The 18,927-nt window shown below is 61.9% G+C and carries 16 protein-coding genes; 7 read left to right on the top strand and 9 right to left on the bottom strand.

Going from position 1 to position 18,927, the window contains the following annotated elements; all coding sequences use genetic code 11:
• Positions 1-17: 17 nt before the first annotated feature.
• Together MU551_RS03275 and MU551_RS03270 are read right to left on the bottom strand one after the other, a co-directional pair.
• Positions 18-914: an RNA polymerase sigma-70 factor gene (locus MU551_RS03275; protein WP_247040722.1), complete on the bottom strand. Its 897-nt coding sequence runs from the start codon at positions 912-914 to the stop codon at positions 18-20.
• A 260-nt stretch (positions 915-1,174) separates the two neighbouring features.
• Entirely contained in the window at positions 1,175-2,908 is a 1,734-nt protein-coding gene (locus tag MU551_RS03270; protein WP_247040721.1) for an L-aspartate oxidase, read from the bottom strand.
• 625 nt (positions 2,909-3,533) lie between these two features.
• Between MU551_RS03270 and MU551_RS03265 the strand changes: the two genes are divergently transcribed.
• The 3 genes from MU551_RS03265 (at position 3,534) to MU551_RS03255 (ending at position 9,000) form a co-directional block, all read left to right on the top strand.
• Positions 3,534-4,118 (top strand): hypothetical protein, encoded by a 585-nt coding sequence (locus tag MU551_RS03265; RefSeq protein WP_247040720.1) that lies wholly within the window; start codon positions 3,534-3,536, stop codon positions 4,116-4,118.
• 2 nt (positions 4,119-4,120) lie between these two features.
• Positions 4,121-4,639, top strand: a complete 519-nt coding sequence (locus MU551_RS03260; protein ID WP_247040719.1) for a hypothetical protein — start codon at positions 4,121-4,123, stop codon at positions 4,637-4,639.
• 287 nt (positions 4,640-4,926) lie between these two features.
• Positions 4,927-9,000, top strand: coding sequence for a beta-L-arabinofuranosidase domain-containing protein (locus tag MU551_RS03255; protein WP_247040718.1), 4,074 nt, complete (start codon positions 4,927-4,929; stop codon positions 8,998-9,000).
• 90 nt (positions 9,001-9,090) lie between these two features.
• Here MU551_RS03255 and MU551_RS03250 read toward each other — a convergent pair whose 3' ends face one another.
• From MU551_RS03250 to MU551_RS03240, 3 genes are all read right to left on the bottom strand, one after another.
• Positions 9,091-9,783: a haloacid dehalogenase type II gene (locus MU551_RS03250; RefSeq protein WP_247040717.1), complete on the bottom strand. Its 693-nt coding sequence runs from the start codon at positions 9,781-9,783 to the stop codon at positions 9,091-9,093.
• Between the two features lie 205 nt (positions 9,784-9,988).
• Positions 9,989-10,909, bottom strand: coding sequence for a 2-hydroxyacid dehydrogenase (locus MU551_RS03245; protein WP_247040716.1), 921 nt, complete (start codon positions 10,907-10,909; stop codon positions 9,989-9,991).
• A 96-nt stretch (positions 10,910-11,005) separates the two neighbouring features.
• On the bottom strand, positions 11,006-11,758 hold the full coding sequence (locus tag MU551_RS03240; RefSeq protein ID WP_247040715.1) for an alpha/beta fold hydrolase: 753 nt from the start codon (positions 11,756-11,758) through the stop codon (positions 11,006-11,008).
• 345 nt (positions 11,759-12,103) lie between these two features.
• Between MU551_RS03240 and MU551_RS03235 the strand changes: the two genes are divergently transcribed.
• From MU551_RS03235 to MU551_RS03225, 3 genes are read left to right on the top strand one after another with little or no spacing between them, the layout of a single operon-like run.
• Positions 12,104-12,742, top strand: a complete 639-nt coding sequence (locus MU551_RS03235) for a hypothetical protein (protein ID WP_247040714.1) — start codon at positions 12,104-12,106, stop codon at positions 12,740-12,742.
• Positions 12,735-12,881, top strand: a complete 147-nt coding sequence (locus MU551_RS03230) for a hypothetical protein (protein ID WP_247040713.1) — start codon at positions 12,735-12,737, stop codon at positions 12,879-12,881. The genes MU551_RS03235 and MU551_RS03230 overlap by 8 nt, the downstream gene beginning before the upstream one ends.
• Before the next feature lie 29 nt (positions 12,882-12,910).
• Entirely contained in the window at positions 12,911-14,359 is a 1,449-nt protein-coding gene (locus MU551_RS03225; RefSeq protein WP_247040712.1) for an MBL fold metallo-hydrolase, read from the top strand.
• Between the two features lie 3 nt (positions 14,360-14,362).
• Here MU551_RS03225 and MU551_RS03220 read toward each other — a convergent pair whose 3' ends face one another.
• The 4 genes from MU551_RS03220 to MU551_RS03205 all read right to left on the bottom strand — a co-directional run bounded on the left by MU551_RS03220 (position 14,363) and on the right by MU551_RS03205 (position 17,954).
• A complete protein-coding gene (locus MU551_RS03220) occupies positions 14,363-14,683 on the bottom strand; it encodes a GYD domain-containing protein (protein WP_247040711.1) in 321 nt (106 codons plus the stop codon).
• A gap of 195 nt (positions 14,684-14,878) precedes the next feature.
• Entirely contained in the window at positions 14,879-16,753 is a 1,875-nt protein-coding gene (locus MU551_RS03215) for a PA domain-containing protein (RefSeq protein ID WP_247040710.1), read from the bottom strand.
• Positions 16,754-16,929: 176 nt separating this feature from the next.
• Positions 16,930-17,445: an OsmC family protein gene (locus tag MU551_RS03210; protein ID WP_247040709.1), complete on the bottom strand. Its 516-nt coding sequence runs from the start codon at positions 17,443-17,445 to the stop codon at positions 16,930-16,932.
• A 98-nt stretch (positions 17,446-17,543) separates the two neighbouring features.
• The gene (locus MU551_RS03205; protein ID WP_247040708.1) at positions 17,544-17,954 is read right to left on the bottom strand and encodes a winged helix-turn-helix transcriptional regulator; all 411 of its coding nucleotides are present in this window, start codon (positions 17,952-17,954) and stop codon (positions 17,544-17,546) included.
• Between the two features lie 200 nt (positions 17,955-18,154).
• On the opposite strand from MU551_RS03205, the gene MU551_RS03200 reads away from it, so the two are divergent.
• Positions 18,155-18,832 (top strand): FMN-dependent NADH-azoreductase, encoded by a 678-nt coding sequence (locus MU551_RS03200; protein ID WP_247040707.1) that lies wholly within the window; start codon positions 18,155-18,157, stop codon positions 18,830-18,832.
• The last annotated feature ends 95 nt before the right edge of the window (positions 18,833-18,927 follow it).

Here is an 18,927-nt window from a genome sequence, read left to right as displayed (position 1 = left end):
GGATGTAAGCCATCAGGTCAGCCGCCAACCCTCGTCACGCCGGAGAGTTTGTCCGGATTCATCGTCCACAACAGCCGATCAATACCATCGGCAGACGCAGTGAGAGTCACCACCGCAAACACCACCCCGTCCTGAACCAGCCGTGCCGAGGGCCGGCCGTTAGCCATGAAAGGCTCGGTATCGACACCAACCCAGAAACGCGACGCGAACGCGTGATAGTACTTCGCGACCCGTTCCCGTCCGACAACAGGGAACTTGGAAGCCCGAACCTTACCGCCGCCGTCGGAGTAACTGACCACATCAGCAGCGAACAGTGCCTCCAGCGCGGCCAGGTTCCCGGTTCGCGCAGCAACCAGGAATGCCTCCAGCAGATGCCGCTGCTCGCTCACGCTCACCTCAGCGCGTTTCTCCTCAGCAAGGCGTTTGCGCGCCCGGCTGACCAACTGGCGGGCATTCCCTTCTGTCTGTTGGATGACCTCAGCGATCTGCTCATAGGGGTAGTCGAACGCTTGCCGCAGCACGTACGCTGCCCGTTCGGTCGGCGTCAATTTTTCCAGTATCAGCAACACCGCGAACTCGAGCGCTTCACCACGCAAGGCGCCCAGTTCAGGGTCGGCGCTTGTGTCCACAGGCTCGGGCAGCCAGGGACCGACATAAGTCTCACGACGGACACGTGCCGACTGCCCGACATTGATGGCAAGACGGGTGGCGGTGGTCGCCAGGAACGCCGGCGCATGCCGAACCTGGCTGCGATCGCAGGTCTGCCATCGAACCCACGTCTCCTGGACGATGTCCTCCGCCTCGCTGACACTGCCGAGCATGCGGTAGGCGATCCCAAACAATCGAGGACGGACATCAGCAAATACTGTCGATGCCGTTTCCAATTCGTCCGTTGACCCGGTGTCGGCATCCATGCGCCCAATATTACTGCTCGAAGGGTCGGACGCCAGCGAGGGAAGTCCGGGCCTGTGTGACATAACGCGAAGGGCAAATCCGGCGGTAAGTTGGTGTACCAATTCTTAACTGATTCCCTTGCTCTGCGGGTTTTTTCTTGGTGGACATCCCTCCCAATAGCGCCCACTCGGGTGGAACGTAAGAGGGTCTTTGACTGAGGGAATCAATGAAGCATTGATCTGTGACGCGCAGGTCCTGCCTGGATGCACCGCACCCTCATTCACTCGACGAGTTTGTCGGCGGTTGTGACCGGTTGGCGCATGTGCTTCGCGATCTCGCGCGATACAGGTGCGATGCCTTCGTGCTCGATGCCACGAGCAGGAGACCAGACAAGATTCACCTGCAAGCTTGAATCAAGATCGGGATAGTCGCTGCGGTTATGACAGCCGCGTGTTTCACGGCGTTCACGGGCAGCTTCGAGCGTCGCACGTGCGGCAAGAGCGGCCGCCTTCAAGTCAAAAGCGTGTGCAAGATCCTGATATCCGGCAATGTCGGGATGCACGCCCACCTCGGTGATGCGGGCTTCAATCCCGTCCAGCTCTGCCAGGCCCTGGGTAAGACCTTCTTCGTCGCGCACGACTCCAGCATGCTCGGTCATGGTGTCTCGGATGGCCCGCTGAAGTACGCGGACGTTCTCCCGGCCATTGGCGTGGAGCAGGTCATCTATCTCTTTTCGAGCTTCATCCACCGCTTCCGTTGAGCGCACGTGTGCAGTGAGGGACTGCGAGTACTCAGCGGCGGCATTGCCGACGATCCTGCCGAAGACCAGGAGCTCGATCAGCGAGTTGCCCCCCAAACGGTTAGCGCCATGCAGGCCGCTTGAGGCCTCCCCGATTGCGTAGAGGCCCGCGACATCGGTGCTGTGATCCTCGGGACGGACCCAGACGCCGCCCATGGAGTAATGCGCGGTCGGTGCGATTTCTATGGGCGTCGTCGTGATATCGAGCATCTGCAATTCGAGCATGGTCTGATACACACGCGGCAGGCGACGCATGATCCTCTCCCGCGGCAGGTGGGAAACGTCCAGCCACACCCCACCATTGGGCGTGCCTCGGCCTTCTTGGATCTCTGTATAACAAGCCAGGGCGACCCGATCGCGGGTGGAGAGCTCCATACGCTCTGCATCGTATCTGGCCATGAATCGCTCACCGATGGCGTTGGTGAGCACACCGCCCTCACCGCGCGCGGCTTCGGAGATGAGCGTTCCTGCAGCATTTTCTGGCTCAAGAATGCCTGAGGGATGGAACTGGACCAGCTCCGGGTCGCGGATGCGGCCGCCCGCGAGCACTGCCAGGCGGAAGGAATCACCGGTGTTCTCGTCCCGCCGACTGGACGTGCGCCGCCAGATGCGGGTGTGCCCTCCGGCTGCGAGCACCACGGCGTCCGCATGGATCAGATAGCGCGTCCCATCCGAGAGCCGGAAGCCGTAGGCACCAAAGACCCGGCCGTCGGTGACGAGAATGCGCGTGATGTAAACATCGTCCAATATCGGAATGTCGAGCTGGGCGGCGCGATTAACAAGCGTGCGCTGAATTTCAAGCCCCGTGTAGTCGCCGCTGAAAGCGGTCCGGCGGAACGTATGAGCACCGAAGAAACGCTGGCTGATCCGGCCGTCTTCCTCGCGGGCGAACGGCATGCCGTAGCGTTCCAGGTCGCTGATACCCTGTGCGGCGCCTTTTGTGACAATCTCCACGATCTCAGGGTTTGCAAGATGGTAGCTTTCGAGGATTGTGTCGGCAGCGTGCTGCTGCCAACTGTCATCGGCATCCATTGTGCCGAGAGCGGCGTTGATGCCTCCCGCCGCGAGCGAGGTGTGGGCATCACTCTTGGGCCTTTTGCCGACAGCGAGCACATCTACACCCAGCTCGGCCAACTCGATGGCGGCGCGGAGTCCTGCGCCTCCGGTGCCAATGACGAGCACGGACGTCGATACACGCAGTTCCTGAGACTTCATCACTACATTCCATTCATTCGAGATACCTAAAGTTAAGATTCCTTGAGGTGCGCGCGGACATGTCATCTTGGATTCCATGGGCGCTGCTTGTCCTCAGGCATCGTCACCAACTAAGACCAGACAGCCCTCAAACTTGTGACAGAAAAACGACACCTCGTTTTGAGAAGTTGATGCCGATGCGGCAAGTAGTAGTGAAGAAGGCGTCAAGGCGCTGCGCGTAAGCGCGAATGGTACTGGTCGATCAGGCAGGATCCAGCAGGAAGTGCAGGTACGCCCTGGCTGGTGATGCATAGTCAAAAACGACCGTTTCTGACCTGGATTGACGACCTTGGCCAGCAGATCGGAATCACCATGGGCGGGATCCCCGTGATGAGCACTTTCATCACCGCGGCCCCGTGCACCAGCACGGCCGCCTTTTTCCGTTCCGTGGCGCGAGCGATCTGGACCTGGTCCGGCCCAAACCCGCACGCCACGAACCCTATGACAACCAGCCCCGGAACCTCTATCCTCTTGACATGGGCGTTGGGGTCACGTTCTGGCGAGTGGAATCAAGCCAGCGTGAGCAGGACCGGACAGACCGGCAGGGATTCCCGCCGGCGTCGTCATGGCCTGCGGGCGGTGACGTATGAACAGGAAAAACGATCCCCCTCCTGACAGCTACGCCGCCTTCCTGGCGAGGTTGGACGCCGCCACCGCAAACCTGATCACAAGGGCCGCCTCCTTGGACAATGCGCTCAAGGCCGTCTCCTTGCTTGTGGGACCGTACACCGTGGCACTCCGTAAATGGGAACGACGCCGGAACCACGTAGGTGAGCAGCTGGCCCTGCTTTCTGGCACACCATCTGGCGCATCGTACGGTTCGCCACAGACGTACACTGCCCTGAGCGAGCTCCACGACACCGCGCAGAAGATGGAGTCGATGCTCCGTGCCCGCATCGTGCACCTGACCGAAAAGCTGGCGGTCATGCAAGGCCGCCGCGAGGCAATCGATAAGTCGCTCCTGGAGCTTGAGGTCAGCAGGGCCAAGCTGCACTCGTCCCGAATGCTGTCACAAGACCGCGACAACCTGAGCAGGGCCTTTTCTGAACTGGCTGGCCCAACCCGTGCCGCCGCCGTCGTCGTCTCCGATCTGGGGCTCCACAGCGATCTCAAGGAAGCACGCCAGGCAGTCATCCTGGCTGAAGCGCTTATGGAAGTGAAGGGGTACTGAACATGAAGAACTTGGCGCTCGATCTGCCGGGCAAGAGCACTGTCACGCTGGTGCGCTGGTCGAAAAAACCAGACCCCATGATCAGGTTCATCCTGCTCACTATCTTGGGTTTGATCCTGGGGCTGGTTCTGATGATGTTCATGCCCTTCCTCCAGAGTTTCGGGGCCATTGCCTTGTTCACGCTGTTTTTCGCGGCCATTTTTACGGCTCCCGCGGTCTCCGACGAGAGGAGCTTTATGACAGGGCTGACCAAGAGGGTCAACGACACAATCGTCGAGGTGACGGGCACTCCTGATGATCAGCTCTCAGTCAGGCAATTCCGGCAACTGGTCAAGAGCGGCGAGCACGTTCCGCTCCTCGTCAGCGGGGTGCCGGGCCTGAATCTGCATGTGGAACGGGCATCACTCCTGGAGCTGAGCGGCCCAGGGAGATGGCGCGCAGTCTTCACGGTTATCCCTCCGGAGAACGGGACCGACAGCTTCGACCGCCTGCTTTCTGCGGCTATCCAAGGGGCAAGGTAGCCAGCAGAGGGCACCTCCCAACTAGGTAGCAGTAAATGCTGTTTTGAGCCCTCAAAACAACAACAACTGCGACCCAGTTGCCATTTACTCTCGTTGTAGATGCCTCTTGTGCCACCCAACTGTGAACGCTAACATGAGCTATCCACCGCTGGCTTTCGCATCCCCTTGCGACGCTCCCCATCGCTCAGCAGGTGGGTCTTCTCAAGGGAGAGAGACCAAGAGTGGCTCTATTACAACGCTCGATCGCGACCACTAGCGTGATCATGCTTGCGGCAGGACTAGTCTCAATGACGACTCCTGCCTTTTCGGCCGAAACATCGCTGGATGACAGGAAGGTGCTGGAACTTCCGTTCGACGGAAGCCTCGCCGATGTCAGCCCGAAGGCCAACGCACCCACCATGCAAAAAGGTACCGCGGGTTACGGCACCGGCCTCTCCGGCCAGGCGTTCAACTTCAACGGCTCCAACGCAGTGAATCTCGGCACCGCCGCGCACCTGCAGCCCGCAGACTTGAGCGTCTCGTTCTGGTTCAAGCCGAACATAGCGATGTCCGGCGAGCAGGTATTCACCTGGAACAAGCAGGCCTACAACTCCGACGGCTGGTACCTGACTTCCGAGAGCAACACAACTCCGCTCGCCCTCTCCATCGGCCCCTCCACCGGCCAGCCCTACAAAGTGGCCGTCGACGCACCCCGGTCCACCTTCTTCCCCACCGACCAGTGGACCCACATCGTGGCCACCTACGACAAAGCCAGCAAGAACGTTGTCATCTACCGCAACGGCGTCCGCCAGTCTGCCATCGTGAAATTCCCGGTGGCAGGTACCGCGACCGGCGTCCTGGGCTCCGAAAGCACCAGCACCAAGACCCTCGGCTACAACGGCCCGCTCTACAACGGTGCCCACCTCAACGGATTGCTGGACGACTACACCGTTTACGACGGCGTCGCCTCCACCACCGACGTCGTAGCCCTCACCAAGGCGCACAACCCCGCCTTCGATGCCGGCTCGGTGGCGCAGTCAGACCTCGATGCGGTCACCGTTCCGCCATCGGTAAGCACCAATTTCACCGTCCCGCTCGAGGGTTCCAAGGGAACCGCCATCAGCTGGGCGTCATCCAACTCTGCCGCCATCGCGATCAATGGCGGCGCAGCAACCGTCACGCCGCCGAGCTCACCCGTCACAGTGATTCTCACGGCAACAGGCACTTATGGAGGAAGTAACCCCGTGACTAGAACATTCAATGTGGAGGTACTCCCGGAGGGCCTTGAGTCCTCGGTCTACCTGCTCGAGGCTGGCCTCACCGACGTCACAGTCGAGGACCCGTATCTCATGAACGGCAACCAGAAAACCATCGAATATCTGCTCAGCCTGGATCCTGAGAAGTTCCTCTTCTCCTTCTACAAGCAGGCAGGACTCACACCCACGACGGCGGCCGGTTACGGCGGCTGGGAGCGCGAGACCGGTACCCGGTTCCAGGGCCACTTCTTCGGCCACTACATCTCGGCCCTCTCGCAGGCCTACTCCACCACCACCGACCCGACAACGAAGTCCGCGCTGCTCGCGAAACTGACAGCCGCCGTCGACGGTTTGAAGCGGTGCCAGGACGCCTACGCGGCTAAAGATCCCGCCAATGCGGGTTTCGTCTCGCCCTTCCCCGTCTCGTATCTGCCCTCAGGTGCAGACGGCCTGCTGGTTCCGTTCTACAACCTGCACAAGGTTGTGGCCGGGCTGCTCGAAGCCCACGACGACGCCCCGGCCAACGTCTCCGCTACGGCCCTGTCCGTTGCTGACGGATTCGGCACCTGGATCACCAACTGGGCCGGCCGCCAAGCCAACCCTGCGGCGCTGCTCGGCACCGAATACGGCGGCATGAACGAAGCCCTTTACGAGCTGTACAGCATCACGGAGAAGCCTGCCCACAAGCGTGCCGCCGAGTACTTTGATGAAGTCACGCTGTTCCAGAAGCTCGCCGCCGGCCAGGACGTCCTCAACGGGCTGCACGCGAACACCACCATTCCCAAGCTCATCGGGGCACTCAAGCGGTACACAGTCTTCACGGACAATCCGCGGCTCTACGCCACTCTGACGGATGCCGAGAAGTCCAGCCTGACCATGTACCGCACGGCGGCTGAGAACTTCTGGCCGACTGTGCATGATCACCACACCTACGCCAACGGCGGGAACAGCCAGTCCGAGCACTTCCATGCTCCGGACACTCTCCACCAGTACGCAACCAACGGCCAGACCACCGGCTACGGCGAAAACTCAACCTCGGAGGGCTGCAACGAGTACAACATGCTCAAGCTCTCCCGCGCGCTGTTCCAGGTGACCAAGGACGTGAAGTACGCGGACTACTACGAACACGCGTTCATCAACTCCGTCCTGCCGGTACAGAACCCCGAGACGGGCATGGTCACATACTTCCAGCCGATGGCTGCCGGTTACGCCAAGATCTTCGGCCACGAACAGGACGAGTTCTGGTGCGATCACGGAACCGGCATCGAAAGCTTCACCAAGCTCGGTGACTCGATCTACTTCGAAGACACAAACTCGGTCTACGTCAACCAGTTCAGGTCGTCCGTCCTCCGCTCGGCCGCGCACAACCTGAAACTGACGCAGACGGCCGATGTGCCCAACAAGGAGACCGTCACCTTGCAGGTTGCCGGGCTCGACGGCGGCGCCGTCGCTGATGGAACCAGCATCCGGTTGCGGATCCCCGCCTGGGTCAATGGAACACCGGCCCTCAGCATCAACGGCGTGATGACCGACATCGCGCCGCTGACGTCCGCGGGCTACGTCGTGGTCCCGGTCGCTGCCGGCGACGCCATTTCCTACACCCTGCTCGCCAAGGTCACCGTCGACGACGAAACCGAGAACGCCAACTGGGTTGCCTTCAAGTACGGTCCGGTGCTGCTTGCCACCGAACTGAACCGGAACAACGTGGACGCAGCCTACACCGCGGGCGTCCTCGTCCGGATGAGCACCGCAGACAAGACGGTCAACTCGAACGTCGTCGTCAATGATGCAGTGGCCTGGAAGGCCGGCATCGAGAACAACCTCGTGCGCAATGAAAACGGCGTGAACGCAAACGGTGTGGAAACCATGCGGTTCTCACTGAAGAACGTCGATACGGCGTCGGCTGCTCTGACTTTCGAGCCGTATTACAGCCTGTATAACGCCCGCTACGCGATCTACATGACGCTCGTTCAGCCCGACTCGGCCGAGGCGCAGGCGCTGATCCGGCGGAAGAAGGAGCAGTTGCGGATCGATGAGACCACCATTGATTCGCTGACGTCCTTCGATAACAACAACAGTGAGGCTGACAAGAACTACAAGTACAACAAGTCCGGGGTTGGCACCCATCTGGGGCAGCCGTACCGGGACGGGCAGCGGGCCACCGACGCCTACTTCCAGTACGACATGATCGTTGACCCCACCCTGGAGAAGAACTACCTCGGCGTCCGGTACTTCGGGGGCGACAACGGCCGGACCTTCGACGTGTACCTAAACGACGTCCTGCTCAAGCACGAGACCATCACCAACGCCAACGGCGCCACCAGCTGGTACCTCCAGTACGACCTGATCCCGCAGGCTGTCCTCGACGGCATCGCGGCCAAGGACAGCTACAAGCGTGACCAGAACGGCAACTACGTGCTGGATGCCAACGGCGCGAAAATCCCCGTGGTCACGGTCCGGTTCCAGGGCAACGGCATCAGTTTCGTGGGTGGTGTTTATGGCGTGTACACGACGGCGACCAACACCTTCGACACCAACGCTGAGCTCAAGGCACTCACCTCCGACACCGGTGTGCTGAGCCCGGCGCTGGCGGCCGGCGTTCACTCGTACACCCTGACGGTGCCGACGGACGCCACGAGTGTAGCGCTCGACGCCGACCCCGCAGTACCGAGCGGACTGGTCACCATCGGCGACATCCTGATCGACGACACGAAACCGCGCACCATCCCGGTGAACGCCGGCACTGAACCGACGAACATCGTGCTGACGTCGTACGCGCAGGATCACGTGACGAAGGTGAGTTACCAGATTGCCATCGTGCGTGCGAAGCCGAAACCTGCCCTGGCCCTGACTGCGACAGCAGTTGGCCAATGCGAAAAGGGAAAGGTGGTCCTCACGGTCGAAGTGCGGAATGACGAGGCTGTGCCGATGGCCCTGACTCTCACGTCGGCCTACGGGCAGAAGTCCGTCAAGGCGGTGAAGCCCGGCAAGTCAACCGTGCAGACCTTCCCGACGCGTGCTGCGTCGGTCCCTGCCGGTGCAGTGAAGGTGGAGGCGAAGGCAACAGTGGGTGGACAGTTGGTCACCTACACTGCTGACGTTGCTTACGCCGAGCGGGCTTGCTGATAGCCCTAGATAGGATCGGAAACCCTTAAATAAGCCGGGGAGGCCCGCGCTCGATGTGAGCGCGGGCCTCCCCTTGGCTTAATTCGACTACTAGGCAGCGGGACGCGGCAGGCCGAAGAGGACGGGGAGCTCGGCGATGTCGGTGATCCGCTCGTAGCCGAGCCAGTGCTCGTCCTGCTCGAAGCCGCGGTCCACGTACACCTTGTTCTTGATGCCCAGGATAGCCGCAGTGCGCAGGTCGTACATCGGGCTGGCGGAGACGTGCACGATCTCATCCGGTGTCACGCCGAGCTTCTCGAACATGTACTCGAACGCACCGAGCCGCGGCTTGTATGTGCCCATTTCCTCGGCGCTGATGATGTGTGCGAAGGGGGCCTTGAGGTTCGCTGCGAGGAGCGCGGCATCCGCGGTGTCGCTGTTGGTGATGATGACCAGCGGGACCTCCTCGGCCAGGCGGTTCAGTGCCTCGGTGACACCCGGGTACGGGCCCCAGGTGGTGACAGTCTCGTAGACGGCCTGGGCATCGGCCTCACGGTATTCAATGCCGAGCCTGCGCGAGGCGCGTTCCATGGAGTTGGCGACGATCTGGCGGAACGGCTTGTATTCCCCCATGCACTCGTCGATGCGGTATGCCTTGCAGGCCTGCAGGTACTCATCGGCGAGCTCGGCCGGCAGCCGGTCGCCCAGGACCTCGCGCAGCGCGTCGCTGATAGCGAACTTGATCAGTGTTCCGTTCATGTCGAACGTAACGAACTTGGGCTTGGTTTCGAATTCGAATGCCATGGTTGTTCTCCTGGGAATATGTCGTCGATTGTCGACGAGATAATGGAAAGGTTTTTTCGGCGCGGGTCTGTGGAAGTTTTGTTCTGGGAGTCGCCGTGTTTTTGATTCTCTTTGAATCTAAATCACGAAGCAGAGGGTTGTCAACAGTTTTATTGAGACTTGTTCTCAAAATAAGCCGGACACTTCCCTGTGGCTGCCGGTCAGGTCAGCCGCCCAGCACCACGTTGATGGGCGGCTCCCCGGCCAGCATGAGGTCGATCTGGCGCTGCAGCAACCGGCCCATCCGCGGACGCATCGCGGAACTGGCCCCGCCAACATGCGGAGTGATGATCACGCCGGGAGTGCTCCAGAGCGGATGGTCCGCGGGCAGCGGCTCCGGGTCCGTAACGTCCAGCGCGGCACGGATCCGTCCGCTGCCGGTGTGGCGCACCAGGGCCTCCGTATCCGCCACCGGTCCGCGGGCGACGTTGACGAGCAGCGCGCCGTCGGGCATTGCCGAAAGGAAATCTTCATCGATGAGGTGCCGCGTGGAGTCGCTGAGGGGAACCCCCACCACCACCATGTCGTGGTCTGGCAGCAGGGCTGGGAGCTCCTCGATGCCGTGGACGACGCCGGTCCCGTCGATCCGTTCTTTGCTGGCCACCCGGGTGACGATCGTTTCGAAGGGCAGAAGCCGCTGTTCAATGGCTTTGCCCACCCCTCCGTAGCCCACAATCAGGACGCGACGGTCGGCGAGGCTGGCGGTGGGCTTCGTTTCCCACCTGCCCTGCTCCTGGTTCTGGAAGTGACGCGGAAGCTCCCGCTGGCTGGCCAGGATCAAGGCCAAAGCCAGCTCCGCGGTGGACGTCTCGTGCACTCCGGCAGCGTTCGCAAAGACCCGCCCGGACGGCAGTGCGTCCGCGACGCCGTCGTAACCGATCGACTGGCTCTGAACCAGCCCGGTTTCCACGCCGGCAAGATTGCGCAGGACGACGGGGCCGCGCATGTACGGCGGCACCACAATGTCGATTTTCGGCTGCGGAGGTTCGCCCGCGAGGTCCCATTCCAGCACCGTGACGTCCGGATTCGGCTTCAGGTACTGACGAAGTGCCGAATCGGGAAGGCTAACGCTGATTTTCCGGGTCATGGGGCTCCTCGGTCTTGGCGCTGTCAAAGGGACAGGTTTTCTCCGTGCCAGCCTAGTGGAGCAGCTGCCAGTTTGAGGATGGGGCTAGAGCTGCCATCAGTTGAGTATCCCGGCCACAGCCGCCCCGAACAGTTCAGGCTGTTCCAGCATCATCATGTGGCCCACCCCAGGCAACACGGTGCTTGAGGCCGCTGCAGCAAATGCCCAGTCAGGGACAGCCCATCCCGCCGCCGAATGCTCCCCCGTGAGCAGATGTACGGGGATGCGCTGGAACACGTGCTGCAGCATTTCGTCGTAGTCAGACGTCCCGGTGGTGTCAACGATGGCTCGGGCGGAGGACCAGACAGTGCTCCACGGCTGGTAGGCCAAGGCCTCGCCGGCACGCTCGACCAGCACCGGCGTGAGTTCGATTCCGCAGTCGGTCAGCCACGCATCAGCGCTGGAGAGGGAAGCCCGGATTACCGACTCAGCCCGGTCAGCCGGCATAGCGGCCAGGGCACCGGACCAGAAGGCGTCTGCCAAGGAAAAGTTCCCTTCCACCGTGATGATGGATGCCACTCTCTCCGGATAGCGCGCTGCAAACGTGAAGGCATACACGGCGCCGACCGAGTGGGCGATGAGGTGGACCGGCTCGCGGCTGCTGACTGCTGCAACATGATCGTGCAGCGCCGCCACCTGGGATTCGGTGGAAATATCATCGAATCCCCCGGCCCCGCCGCCCTTCAAGGTTCCGTACCCATTCAAGTCAGGGGCCGACGTCGGGCGCGGGTGAAGTGCCTGAAGAGCCGCAGGCTCCGAAAAGGGGCCGATAAGGCCATGGATGAAGACAGCGGCACGGGCGGAAGTCATGGTTTACATTCTGGCACCCGCAGAGTTCAGATCCTTGGCAGAAAACCAATACCGGCGCATCATTTTCCACGTACCCGCAAGTAACATAGGCCCGGAAAAGCGAGTACGCGTTACTCGTGTTTTAGGTGGTCTGGCCAGGGTTCAATGGGATTCCAAGCCGGCGACGATCGAGTCTGATGAGACCAGGACTCGCCCCCAGACGGCGTCGGCTTGGACATACAGTCGGTTCCAGGCATCGCCGAGGTGCCGCGGTTAGACTTACGGGGCAAGGACGGATTGGGGGATCCCGGGCGGCAGTGCCGTCATCCCGCTGGTCGGTCGTACCCAGCGAGCCCGAGGATGACCGTGACCTTCTTCCAGGACTTTCCAATCCCGCCGTCCGGCCCCAAACCACCCAGCGCCAGGTTCGTTCCGCCACCGTGGGCCGGTCCACCGGCCTACGAACTGCCCGCCGTGGTCCACATCGGTAAGTTCCTGCACCGCGGCCCGGCGATGGTGATGGTGCTCAGAAGCGTCGAAGTGTTCTCCACAGGCTGCTACTTCAACCTGTCCTGGGTCTTCCGCCGTGGTGAAGAAACCGAGGAGGACTGGGCCGAGAAGCACTCGTTGTTCTTTCAGCCGGGCATGGGCTTCCGCCGCGGAACAGACCAATCCTGGCTTATGTTCGGCGTAGAACTTTCCGACGGCTCCAAAGCCAGTACGGGGAACCGACCCCCTCATGGATTTATGGGAACCAACGAGGAACCTGACCCCCCAACACTTGCCCTGAACAACGGCGGCGGCAGCGGAGCGGACGACGAACTGGCCGGCACCGGCACGCTCTGGCTCTGGCCCCTTCCTCCCGCCGGAGACTTCAGGCTGGTCGCGCAGTGGACGGACTTCGGCATGGAAGAGACTTCGATCGAGCTCGACGGCGGGCTATTGAGAACTGCGGCGGAGGGCGTGCAACCGTTCTGGCCGGAGGAGGACAGCCGCAATGCTTAATCCCGGCGGAATCGTGGTGAACCTGGTCTTCGCGGCGATCTTTTTCTACGTTCTTTATGGCGTTATCCGCGCCGCTGTTCGCGACGGCATCGGTCAGGCAGAGGAACGGCGCCGTAAACGTCAGCAAGATCCGCGGTGAAGTGAATAATGGTGTCAAAGGAGCACACCATGTTGATCGAGCGCATCTACGACGACGACCTTGCACAGGCCAGTTACGTCATCGGCTGTGAACGCAGCAAGGAGGCGATCGTCGTGGATCCGCGCCGGGACATCGCTGAGTACCAATCCCTCGCCTCCGCGCGCGGCATGAAGATCGTGGCCGTCACCGAAACCCACATCCACGCCGATTTCCTCTCCGGCACGCGCGAGCTCGCGGCCGCTACGGGCGCCACGGTCTACCTCTCCGGGGAGGGCGGCCCGGACTGGCAGTACAAGTTCGACGGCGAACGGCTGTACGACGGCGACAAAGTCACCATCGGCAGAATCACCCTCCAAGCCCTGCACACCCCAGGCCACACGCCGGAGCACCTGTCCTACCTCGTGACCGATGGCGCTTTCAGCGATCAGCCCGGCTACCTGCTCTCCGGCGACTTCGTCTTCTCAGGGGATATTGGACGGCCGGACCTGCTGGCGGAAACCGCCGGGCTGGAGGACGCCGGTAGCAAAGCTGCCGGTACCCAGCCTGCCGGTACCGATGTTGTTGGGGCGCGGCAGATGTTCGCCAGCCTCCGGGACAAGTTCCTGACCCTCCCGGACTACATCCAGGTCCACCCAGGCCATGGGGCCGGCAGCGTGTGCGGCAAGGCCATCGGATCTGTCCCTTCCTCCACTGTGGGCTATGAGCGGCTGTATGCCTGGTGGGGACGGCACCTGGCCAACAACGACGAGGAGGGCTTCGTTAAGGAACTCCTCGCGGGCCAGCCCGACGCGCCCTCCTACTTCGGCCGCATGAAACGGCAGAACCTGCAGGGCCCTGCGATCCTGGGCGAGCGTCCTCCTCTGGAGGAGCTCGACGCCGAAACAGTTTCCAGGCAACTCGCCGCCGATGCTGTGACGTTCGTGGATACCCGCCACAACGCCAAAGTTCACGAAGGCACGGTGGCGGGTGCCCTCAACATCCCGGCTGGAAAGAACTTCGCCAGCTACGCGGCTTGGGCCGTCGACCCCGAACGGGATCCGCGTCCCTTGGTGCTCCTCGCCAGCGGTCGAGAACAGGCAGAGGGAATGCGGGATCACCTGGTGCGGGTGGGCATCGACTCGGTGGCCGGCTACGTCACCGCTATTGAAGGCCTGCCTCTGAGTACTCCGCGGCTGATCCGGCCCGAAGACCTCCCAGCGCTGACCACGGCCGTGCTGCTCGATGTCCGGACAAAGAGCGAGCATGCCGACGGGCACATTCCCGGATCGCAGCACCTGCACGGCGGTCGAGTGCTCTGGAACTTGGTCAAGCTGGCACGCGATAGGACTATCGTGGCCTACTGCCGGAGCGGCGCCCGGAGCTCCGTCGCAGCCAGCGTCCTGCGGCGCGAAGGCTACGACGTCGTCGAGCTCGAAGGGAGTTATGCCGCCTGGGCAGCCCGGCAAGGTTCGGCCAGCGCCAGCCAGGCAACCGCCTAGCGCCTATTGTCCCGGCGCCCGGTAGGACGGCGTCACCTTGGCTGCTGCATCAAGATCCTCGGGTGTCATGAGCGGTTTCATATGCACTTTTACGGTGCCCGTCGAATTGATCAAGAGCGACAGCGCGGCGGCGTTGGCCTGTTCCGGGACGTCGATGATCCCCACGCAGTCGACCTCCCCGAAGGCGAAGTAGAAACTTTCAAGTGTTCCTCCTACCGATTTGAGGGCTTCAACAACGGCATCCCGGCGGCTCGTGCCGCCCTCGCGCATGAGGCCCGTGATCCCGTCGCCCACGTAGTTCGATTCGAACAGATACTTGGTCATGGTCTTTCCTGTCCCGTGATGTCCAAGACGCGCGCATCCGAAGGTGTGGCCGACACCAGAGAAGGAAGGTCCCGGAGAGTTGGTCCCCGAAGTAGAGGCTGTGCGCACATAATAGGCCTGCCGCCACGCCCAAAAAAGAGTCCCGCCCGGAAAAATCTCCGGACGGGACTCTCTTCTGAAACTTCCCAGGCGCGGCTACTCCCCGGTGTACCGGAAGATGTAGAGCCCGGAGTCACGGTCGCTTGCTGCTACATATTCCACGCCGTTGCTCTCGAACACTTCAACACCCCAGAAGTTGCTGCCTCCTTCATCGATGAAGCTGCCGGTCTCGACCAGCTTGTTATCCACAATCTTGGTCACGCGGAACCCGCCGGAGTAGTACGAGAAGTAGGCGAGGTCATTCCGCTGGTGGGAGGTGGCAACCTCGTGTACCGACAGATCCCCGAAGCCTTCGGCGTACGCCGGATCATGGGCTTCCGGGATGGCGTAGGTGTCCAGCTCCGTCATCTTGCCGGCGGAGTTGTCGAAGAGGTGCACATAGCCCCAGCCGTCGAAGAACGCCCGGAGGTTGATGAGGTCGCCCACCTCACCGAGGCTGACGCCTGGAAGCAGGGTAGCCGTACCCGCGAGGCACGCTGCGTTGTCGAAGCCGGCCTCTTTGTCGAAGAATCCGAGGCCGGTTTGGCGGTCTACGGAGAACGTGGGGGTGCTGCCTTCGACGCTGATGCCGATCTGGCCGCAGCCATCGAATCCTTCCCGGTTGACGATGACAATGCCCTCATAACCACCGGCAGCCTCAATGCTGGCCACCTTCTCGGTGAAGGTGCAGACACCTCGGGAGACGACGGCGATCTGCTGGCCGCTGGCCGTGGTGCCGGCGGCCGGAACAGCGGGATCGCCCGGGCAGGCCTGACCCACATACACGGCGTCACCGCTCAACGACTCACCCCCATGCAGGTTGGGCGTTGAGTCGCCCTGGGAAACCTGGAACGCGGCTGCCGAGTCATCCGTGGTGCCCTCACTGCCGTGGGGTGAGAAGTCCTCGTCGGCGGCGATCATGAAGTTGTTATCGAGGGTGAACTCGCCCTGGTGGCCGTTGCCCTCCGGCTTCTCGGCAAGACCCGCGGACTCAAGGAGCTCAGGGTCCGGATTGGCGAAGTCGGTGTCTCCGATGTAGGCAGGGTTGTGGACGTCGGACATATCAACTGTCACGTAGCCGGCATCCCAGTAGGAGAGCAGCATGACCTGCTTACCGCCGATCTCCTTAACGATGATGTCGTGGAGGAAGATCTCAGTCAGGTTCGCCGGCCCGTTCTGCAGGATCTGGGGGAACGTCTCATCCAGATCGTATTCCGCCGTCAGGAACGGCTTCTTCGGGTTGGTGATGTCCATAATGTCGACGTCGGTGCCCTCTTCGTTGTCCACGATGACGGCGTACGCCTTGTCCCCTGCATCCCAGGCGAAGACGCTGTGGATCTCATTGGCGTCCTTCTTGCCCTGACCGCTGGCAACTGAATCGCCCACCCCTTCAGCCAGCGGGGTGGGATGCTCGGGATTGGTCACGTCGTACAGATTCATCCCGCCGAAGCCGGCTTTGTCCTTGCATTTCTCGTTGTTGCTGACCAGCACGTCTCCGGTAAAGGCTGGCGTGTCGATGTGGACGGTCTGAATGCCCTCGCCCGGGTAACTGCCCTCCTTGGCCTGGATGAAGGCCACTTCCTTTGTGTTGGCCGGATCCTGGATATCCACTACATGTACGCCGTTGTACTTGCATTCGACAGAGCCCCAAGCAGCAAGGTAGGCGTATCCGTTGAATACGCCTACGTCTGCAATCTTCTCGGGGACCACATTTTTAAGTTTGAGTTTGGAGACCAGTTCTACATTCGATTGTGTTGCGGGAAGGTGCCCTTCATCGCCGCCATGCTGGTGGACGTCGCGGGCGCCGTCGTCGACGGCTATTGCCCCGTCGTCGGCTTCCGGATGCGCTGAGGCAACGGTTGTTGGTGCGAGAATCAGCGCGGCCGCTGAAATCAGGGTTACGGCCGCACGGATAGTGGGGGACTTGGCCATGACACTCCTAGGGTTTTGAGCTCATTGGGAAAGTGATGCAACGGGTACCCGGGACTGTACTACCGGATGTGGCCCCAAGGGAATATCCAATCGAGGGGCAATCCAGGTTTCTTGTCGGTTCAGGGCATCCCACAGTTCAGCCCCGGTGCCTTGACGGCAGTCAAAAACGGTGGCGGTCAGCCTATCTGGATGTCGTGTTCAACCGGGATAGGACGCACAACTGCGTCTTCTATCGGTGAATGCTCCAGACTCCACATCACGATCTCCCGGACCGTGTCGTCGTCGGCGTTATCGGAGGCAGCCCTGATGGAGACCCGGACTCCGAGCGGACCCGGGGGGACGCCGTCGTCCACTCCCAAAAGGCCGCGGTCATCGGATTCGCTGTCCACGCTGACTTCCAGCCGTGACAGATTCACACCCCGTGCCGCCGCCCGCATCGCGATCAGGGTGGCTGTGCACGATGCGTTCGCGGCACGGAAGAGCCAGCCGGGCGACGGCGCCGAGGCGGTTCCGCCGACGCCGGCCACCATGTCGGTGGCCAAGGACGCGCCGTGGGGGCCCTCCACCCGGACGCGGAGGCCGTCTTCCACGACGGCGGTGGCCATGGAGTCGCGGTATCGGGCCTCGTCCGGATGCGAGATCAGGTAGTCCTTCGCTGAGCTGATCGCCTCGGAAATTCGTGACTGGTCCATTTCTACCGCCCCTTTTGTCCGTGCCCACTGGTGATCCAATGCTGGACCTTTTGGTAGCGCGTCACAAGACAGTTGTTCCAGCGAAATGAAAGCCGCGTTCAGCGTGTGCTGGCCAGGTGGCGCCGGTCGTGTTCCATCCGGGCGTGCGACACATCGTCCATGTTCGCTTCGGCCCAGTCCTTCATGCGATAAACGACACCAAGCAGGGAGTGGCCCAGAGGGGTCAGCTCGTAATCAGTCCGGACCGGAACCGACGCTGTGACGAGGCGGGATACAAGGCCGTCACGCTCCAGCGAGCGGAGCGTCGAGGTGAGCATCTTCTGACTAGCGCCGGGGATGACTCTGCGGAGCTCGCTGTGGCGCAACTGCCCGTCTGCGAGTGCCAGCATCACCAGAGTGACCCACTTGCTGCTGATCGCCTCAAGCAGTTGGCGGGCAGGGCACTGTCCCAGATCATTGTTGAAGTCCGCTTGTGCTTCCTGCCGCTTGCGTTCCGCCGTGAGAGTCATTGCCCCAAACTTTCCTCTGCTGGTTCCGTGCCGGCCGCCAGCCTACTACTTCCAAGGGCGGGCAGCCCAAAGGCCACAGGAGGGAACCTGAAAGTGCCCTAGGCACATCAAAGTGCGTTCTTACCCGCGATGGCAGCCGCAGCGAGGATGGTTCATGGGCCGTTGCTCGGCCTGTTCCTGCCACCACCGAAAGGTAGACCGTGCCTACAATCCTTCACGTCAACGCATCACCCCGCGAGGCCCACAGCGATTCCCTCCGCCTCGCCCGCCATGCTCTCGATGCCATCCAGGCATCCGCTGAGGAGCGCTTTGAGATTGAAACACTGAACGTGTTCGACGACGGCGCCCTTCCGGACTTCGGGCGCACTGCAGCAGCGGCAAAGATGGCTGTATTCTCGGGCCAGGATCAGACCTCTGAGCAGATCAGCGCGTGGGAAGCTGCACGTGCGGTCTTCGATCAGTTCGCCGACGCCGACGCTTACGTTTTCAACATCCCGATGTGGAACGCCGGCGTTCCATACGCGCTGAAGCAGTGGATCGACATCGTTACCCAGCCTGGCTGGAGCTTCGGTTTTGATCCGGAAACTGGCTACAAAGGCCTGATGGAGGGCAAGCAAGCCCTCGCCATCCACACCAGCGGCGTGTACAGCCCGGGGGTGGCGCCGGCATTCGGCCAGGACTTCAGCAGCACATTCTTTGCCGACTGGCTGAACTTCGTTGGCATTGACGATGCCACCCACGTGCGCTTTGCACCCACGGTCCTCAACATTGACGTGGACGGCAGCCGGCGGGCTGCAGAAGCTCAACTGACCGGCGTCGCCAGCGGGTTTGCTGCCCGTCTCACCTCAGCCGGGATCCTGCAGCTGGTCAACGACTAAGCCGGCTTGCGGCCGTGCCGGGACGGGCAGACTAACCTACAGTGCACATGGATTGCTCAGTAGGTGCCCTTTAGACCCACCACACGGGCAGCTGC

Source organism: Arthrobacter rhizosphaerae, assembly GCF_023062595.1.
Lineage (GTDB): Bacteria > Actinomycetota > Actinomycetes > Actinomycetales > Micrococcaceae > Arthrobacter > Arthrobacter rhizosphaerae.
This window is presented reverse-complemented; position numbering and strand designations above follow the sequence as displayed.

Bases quoted from the DNA above. Each gene is read 5' to 3' on its own strand.
- MU551_RS03205 (WP_247040708.1), bottom strand. From the start codon at position 17,954: ATGACTCTCACGGCGGAACGCAAGCGGCAGGAAGCACAAGCGGACTTC.
- MU551_RS03240 (WP_247040715.1), bottom strand. From the start codon at position 11,758: ATGACTTCCGCCCGTGCCGCTGTCTTCATCCATGGCCTTATCGGCCCC.
- MU551_RS03255 (WP_247040718.1), top strand. From the start codon at position 4,927: ATGACGACTCCTGCCTTTTCGGCCGAAACATCGCTGGATGACAGGAAG.
- MU551_RS03245 (WP_247040716.1), bottom strand. From the start codon at position 10,909: ATGACCCGGAAAATCAGCGTTAGCCTTCCCGATTCGGCACTTCGTCAG.
- MU551_RS03230 (WP_247040713.1), top strand. From the start codon at position 12,735: ATGCTTAATCCCGGCGGAATCGTGGTGAACCTGGTCTTCGCGGCGATC.
- MU551_RS03275 (WP_247040722.1), bottom strand. From the start codon at position 914: ATGGATGCCGACACCGGGTCAACGGACGAATTGGAAACGGCATCGACA.
- MU551_RS03220 (WP_247040711.1), bottom strand. From the start codon at position 14,683: ATGACCAAGTATCTGTTCGAATCGAACTACGTGGGCGACGGGATCACG.
- MU551_RS03210 (WP_247040709.1), bottom strand. From the start codon at position 17,445: ATGGACCAGTCACGAATTTCCGAGGCGATCAGCTCAGCGAAGGACTAC.
- MU551_RS03215 (WP_247040710.1), bottom strand. From the start codon at position 16,753: ATGGCCAAGTCCCCCACTATCCGTGCGGCCGTAACCCTGATTTCAGCG.
- MU551_RS03260 (WP_247040719.1), top strand. From the start codon at position 4,121: ATGAAGAACTTGGCGCTCGATCTGCCGGGCAAGAGCACTGTCACGCTG.
- MU551_RS03265 (WP_247040720.1), top strand. From the start codon at position 3,534: ATGAACAGGAAAAACGATCCCCCTCCTGACAGCTACGCCGCCTTCCTG.
- MU551_RS03250 (WP_247040717.1), bottom strand. From the start codon at position 9,783: ATGGCATTCGAATTCGAAACCAAGCCCAAGTTCGTTACGTTCGACATG.
- MU551_RS03270 (WP_247040721.1), bottom strand. From the start codon at position 2,908: ATGAAGTCTCAGGAACTGCGTGTATCGACGTCCGTGCTCGTCATTGGC.
- MU551_RS03225 (WP_247040712.1), top strand. From the start codon at position 12,911: ATGTTGATCGAGCGCATCTACGACGACGACCTTGCACAGGCCAGTTAC.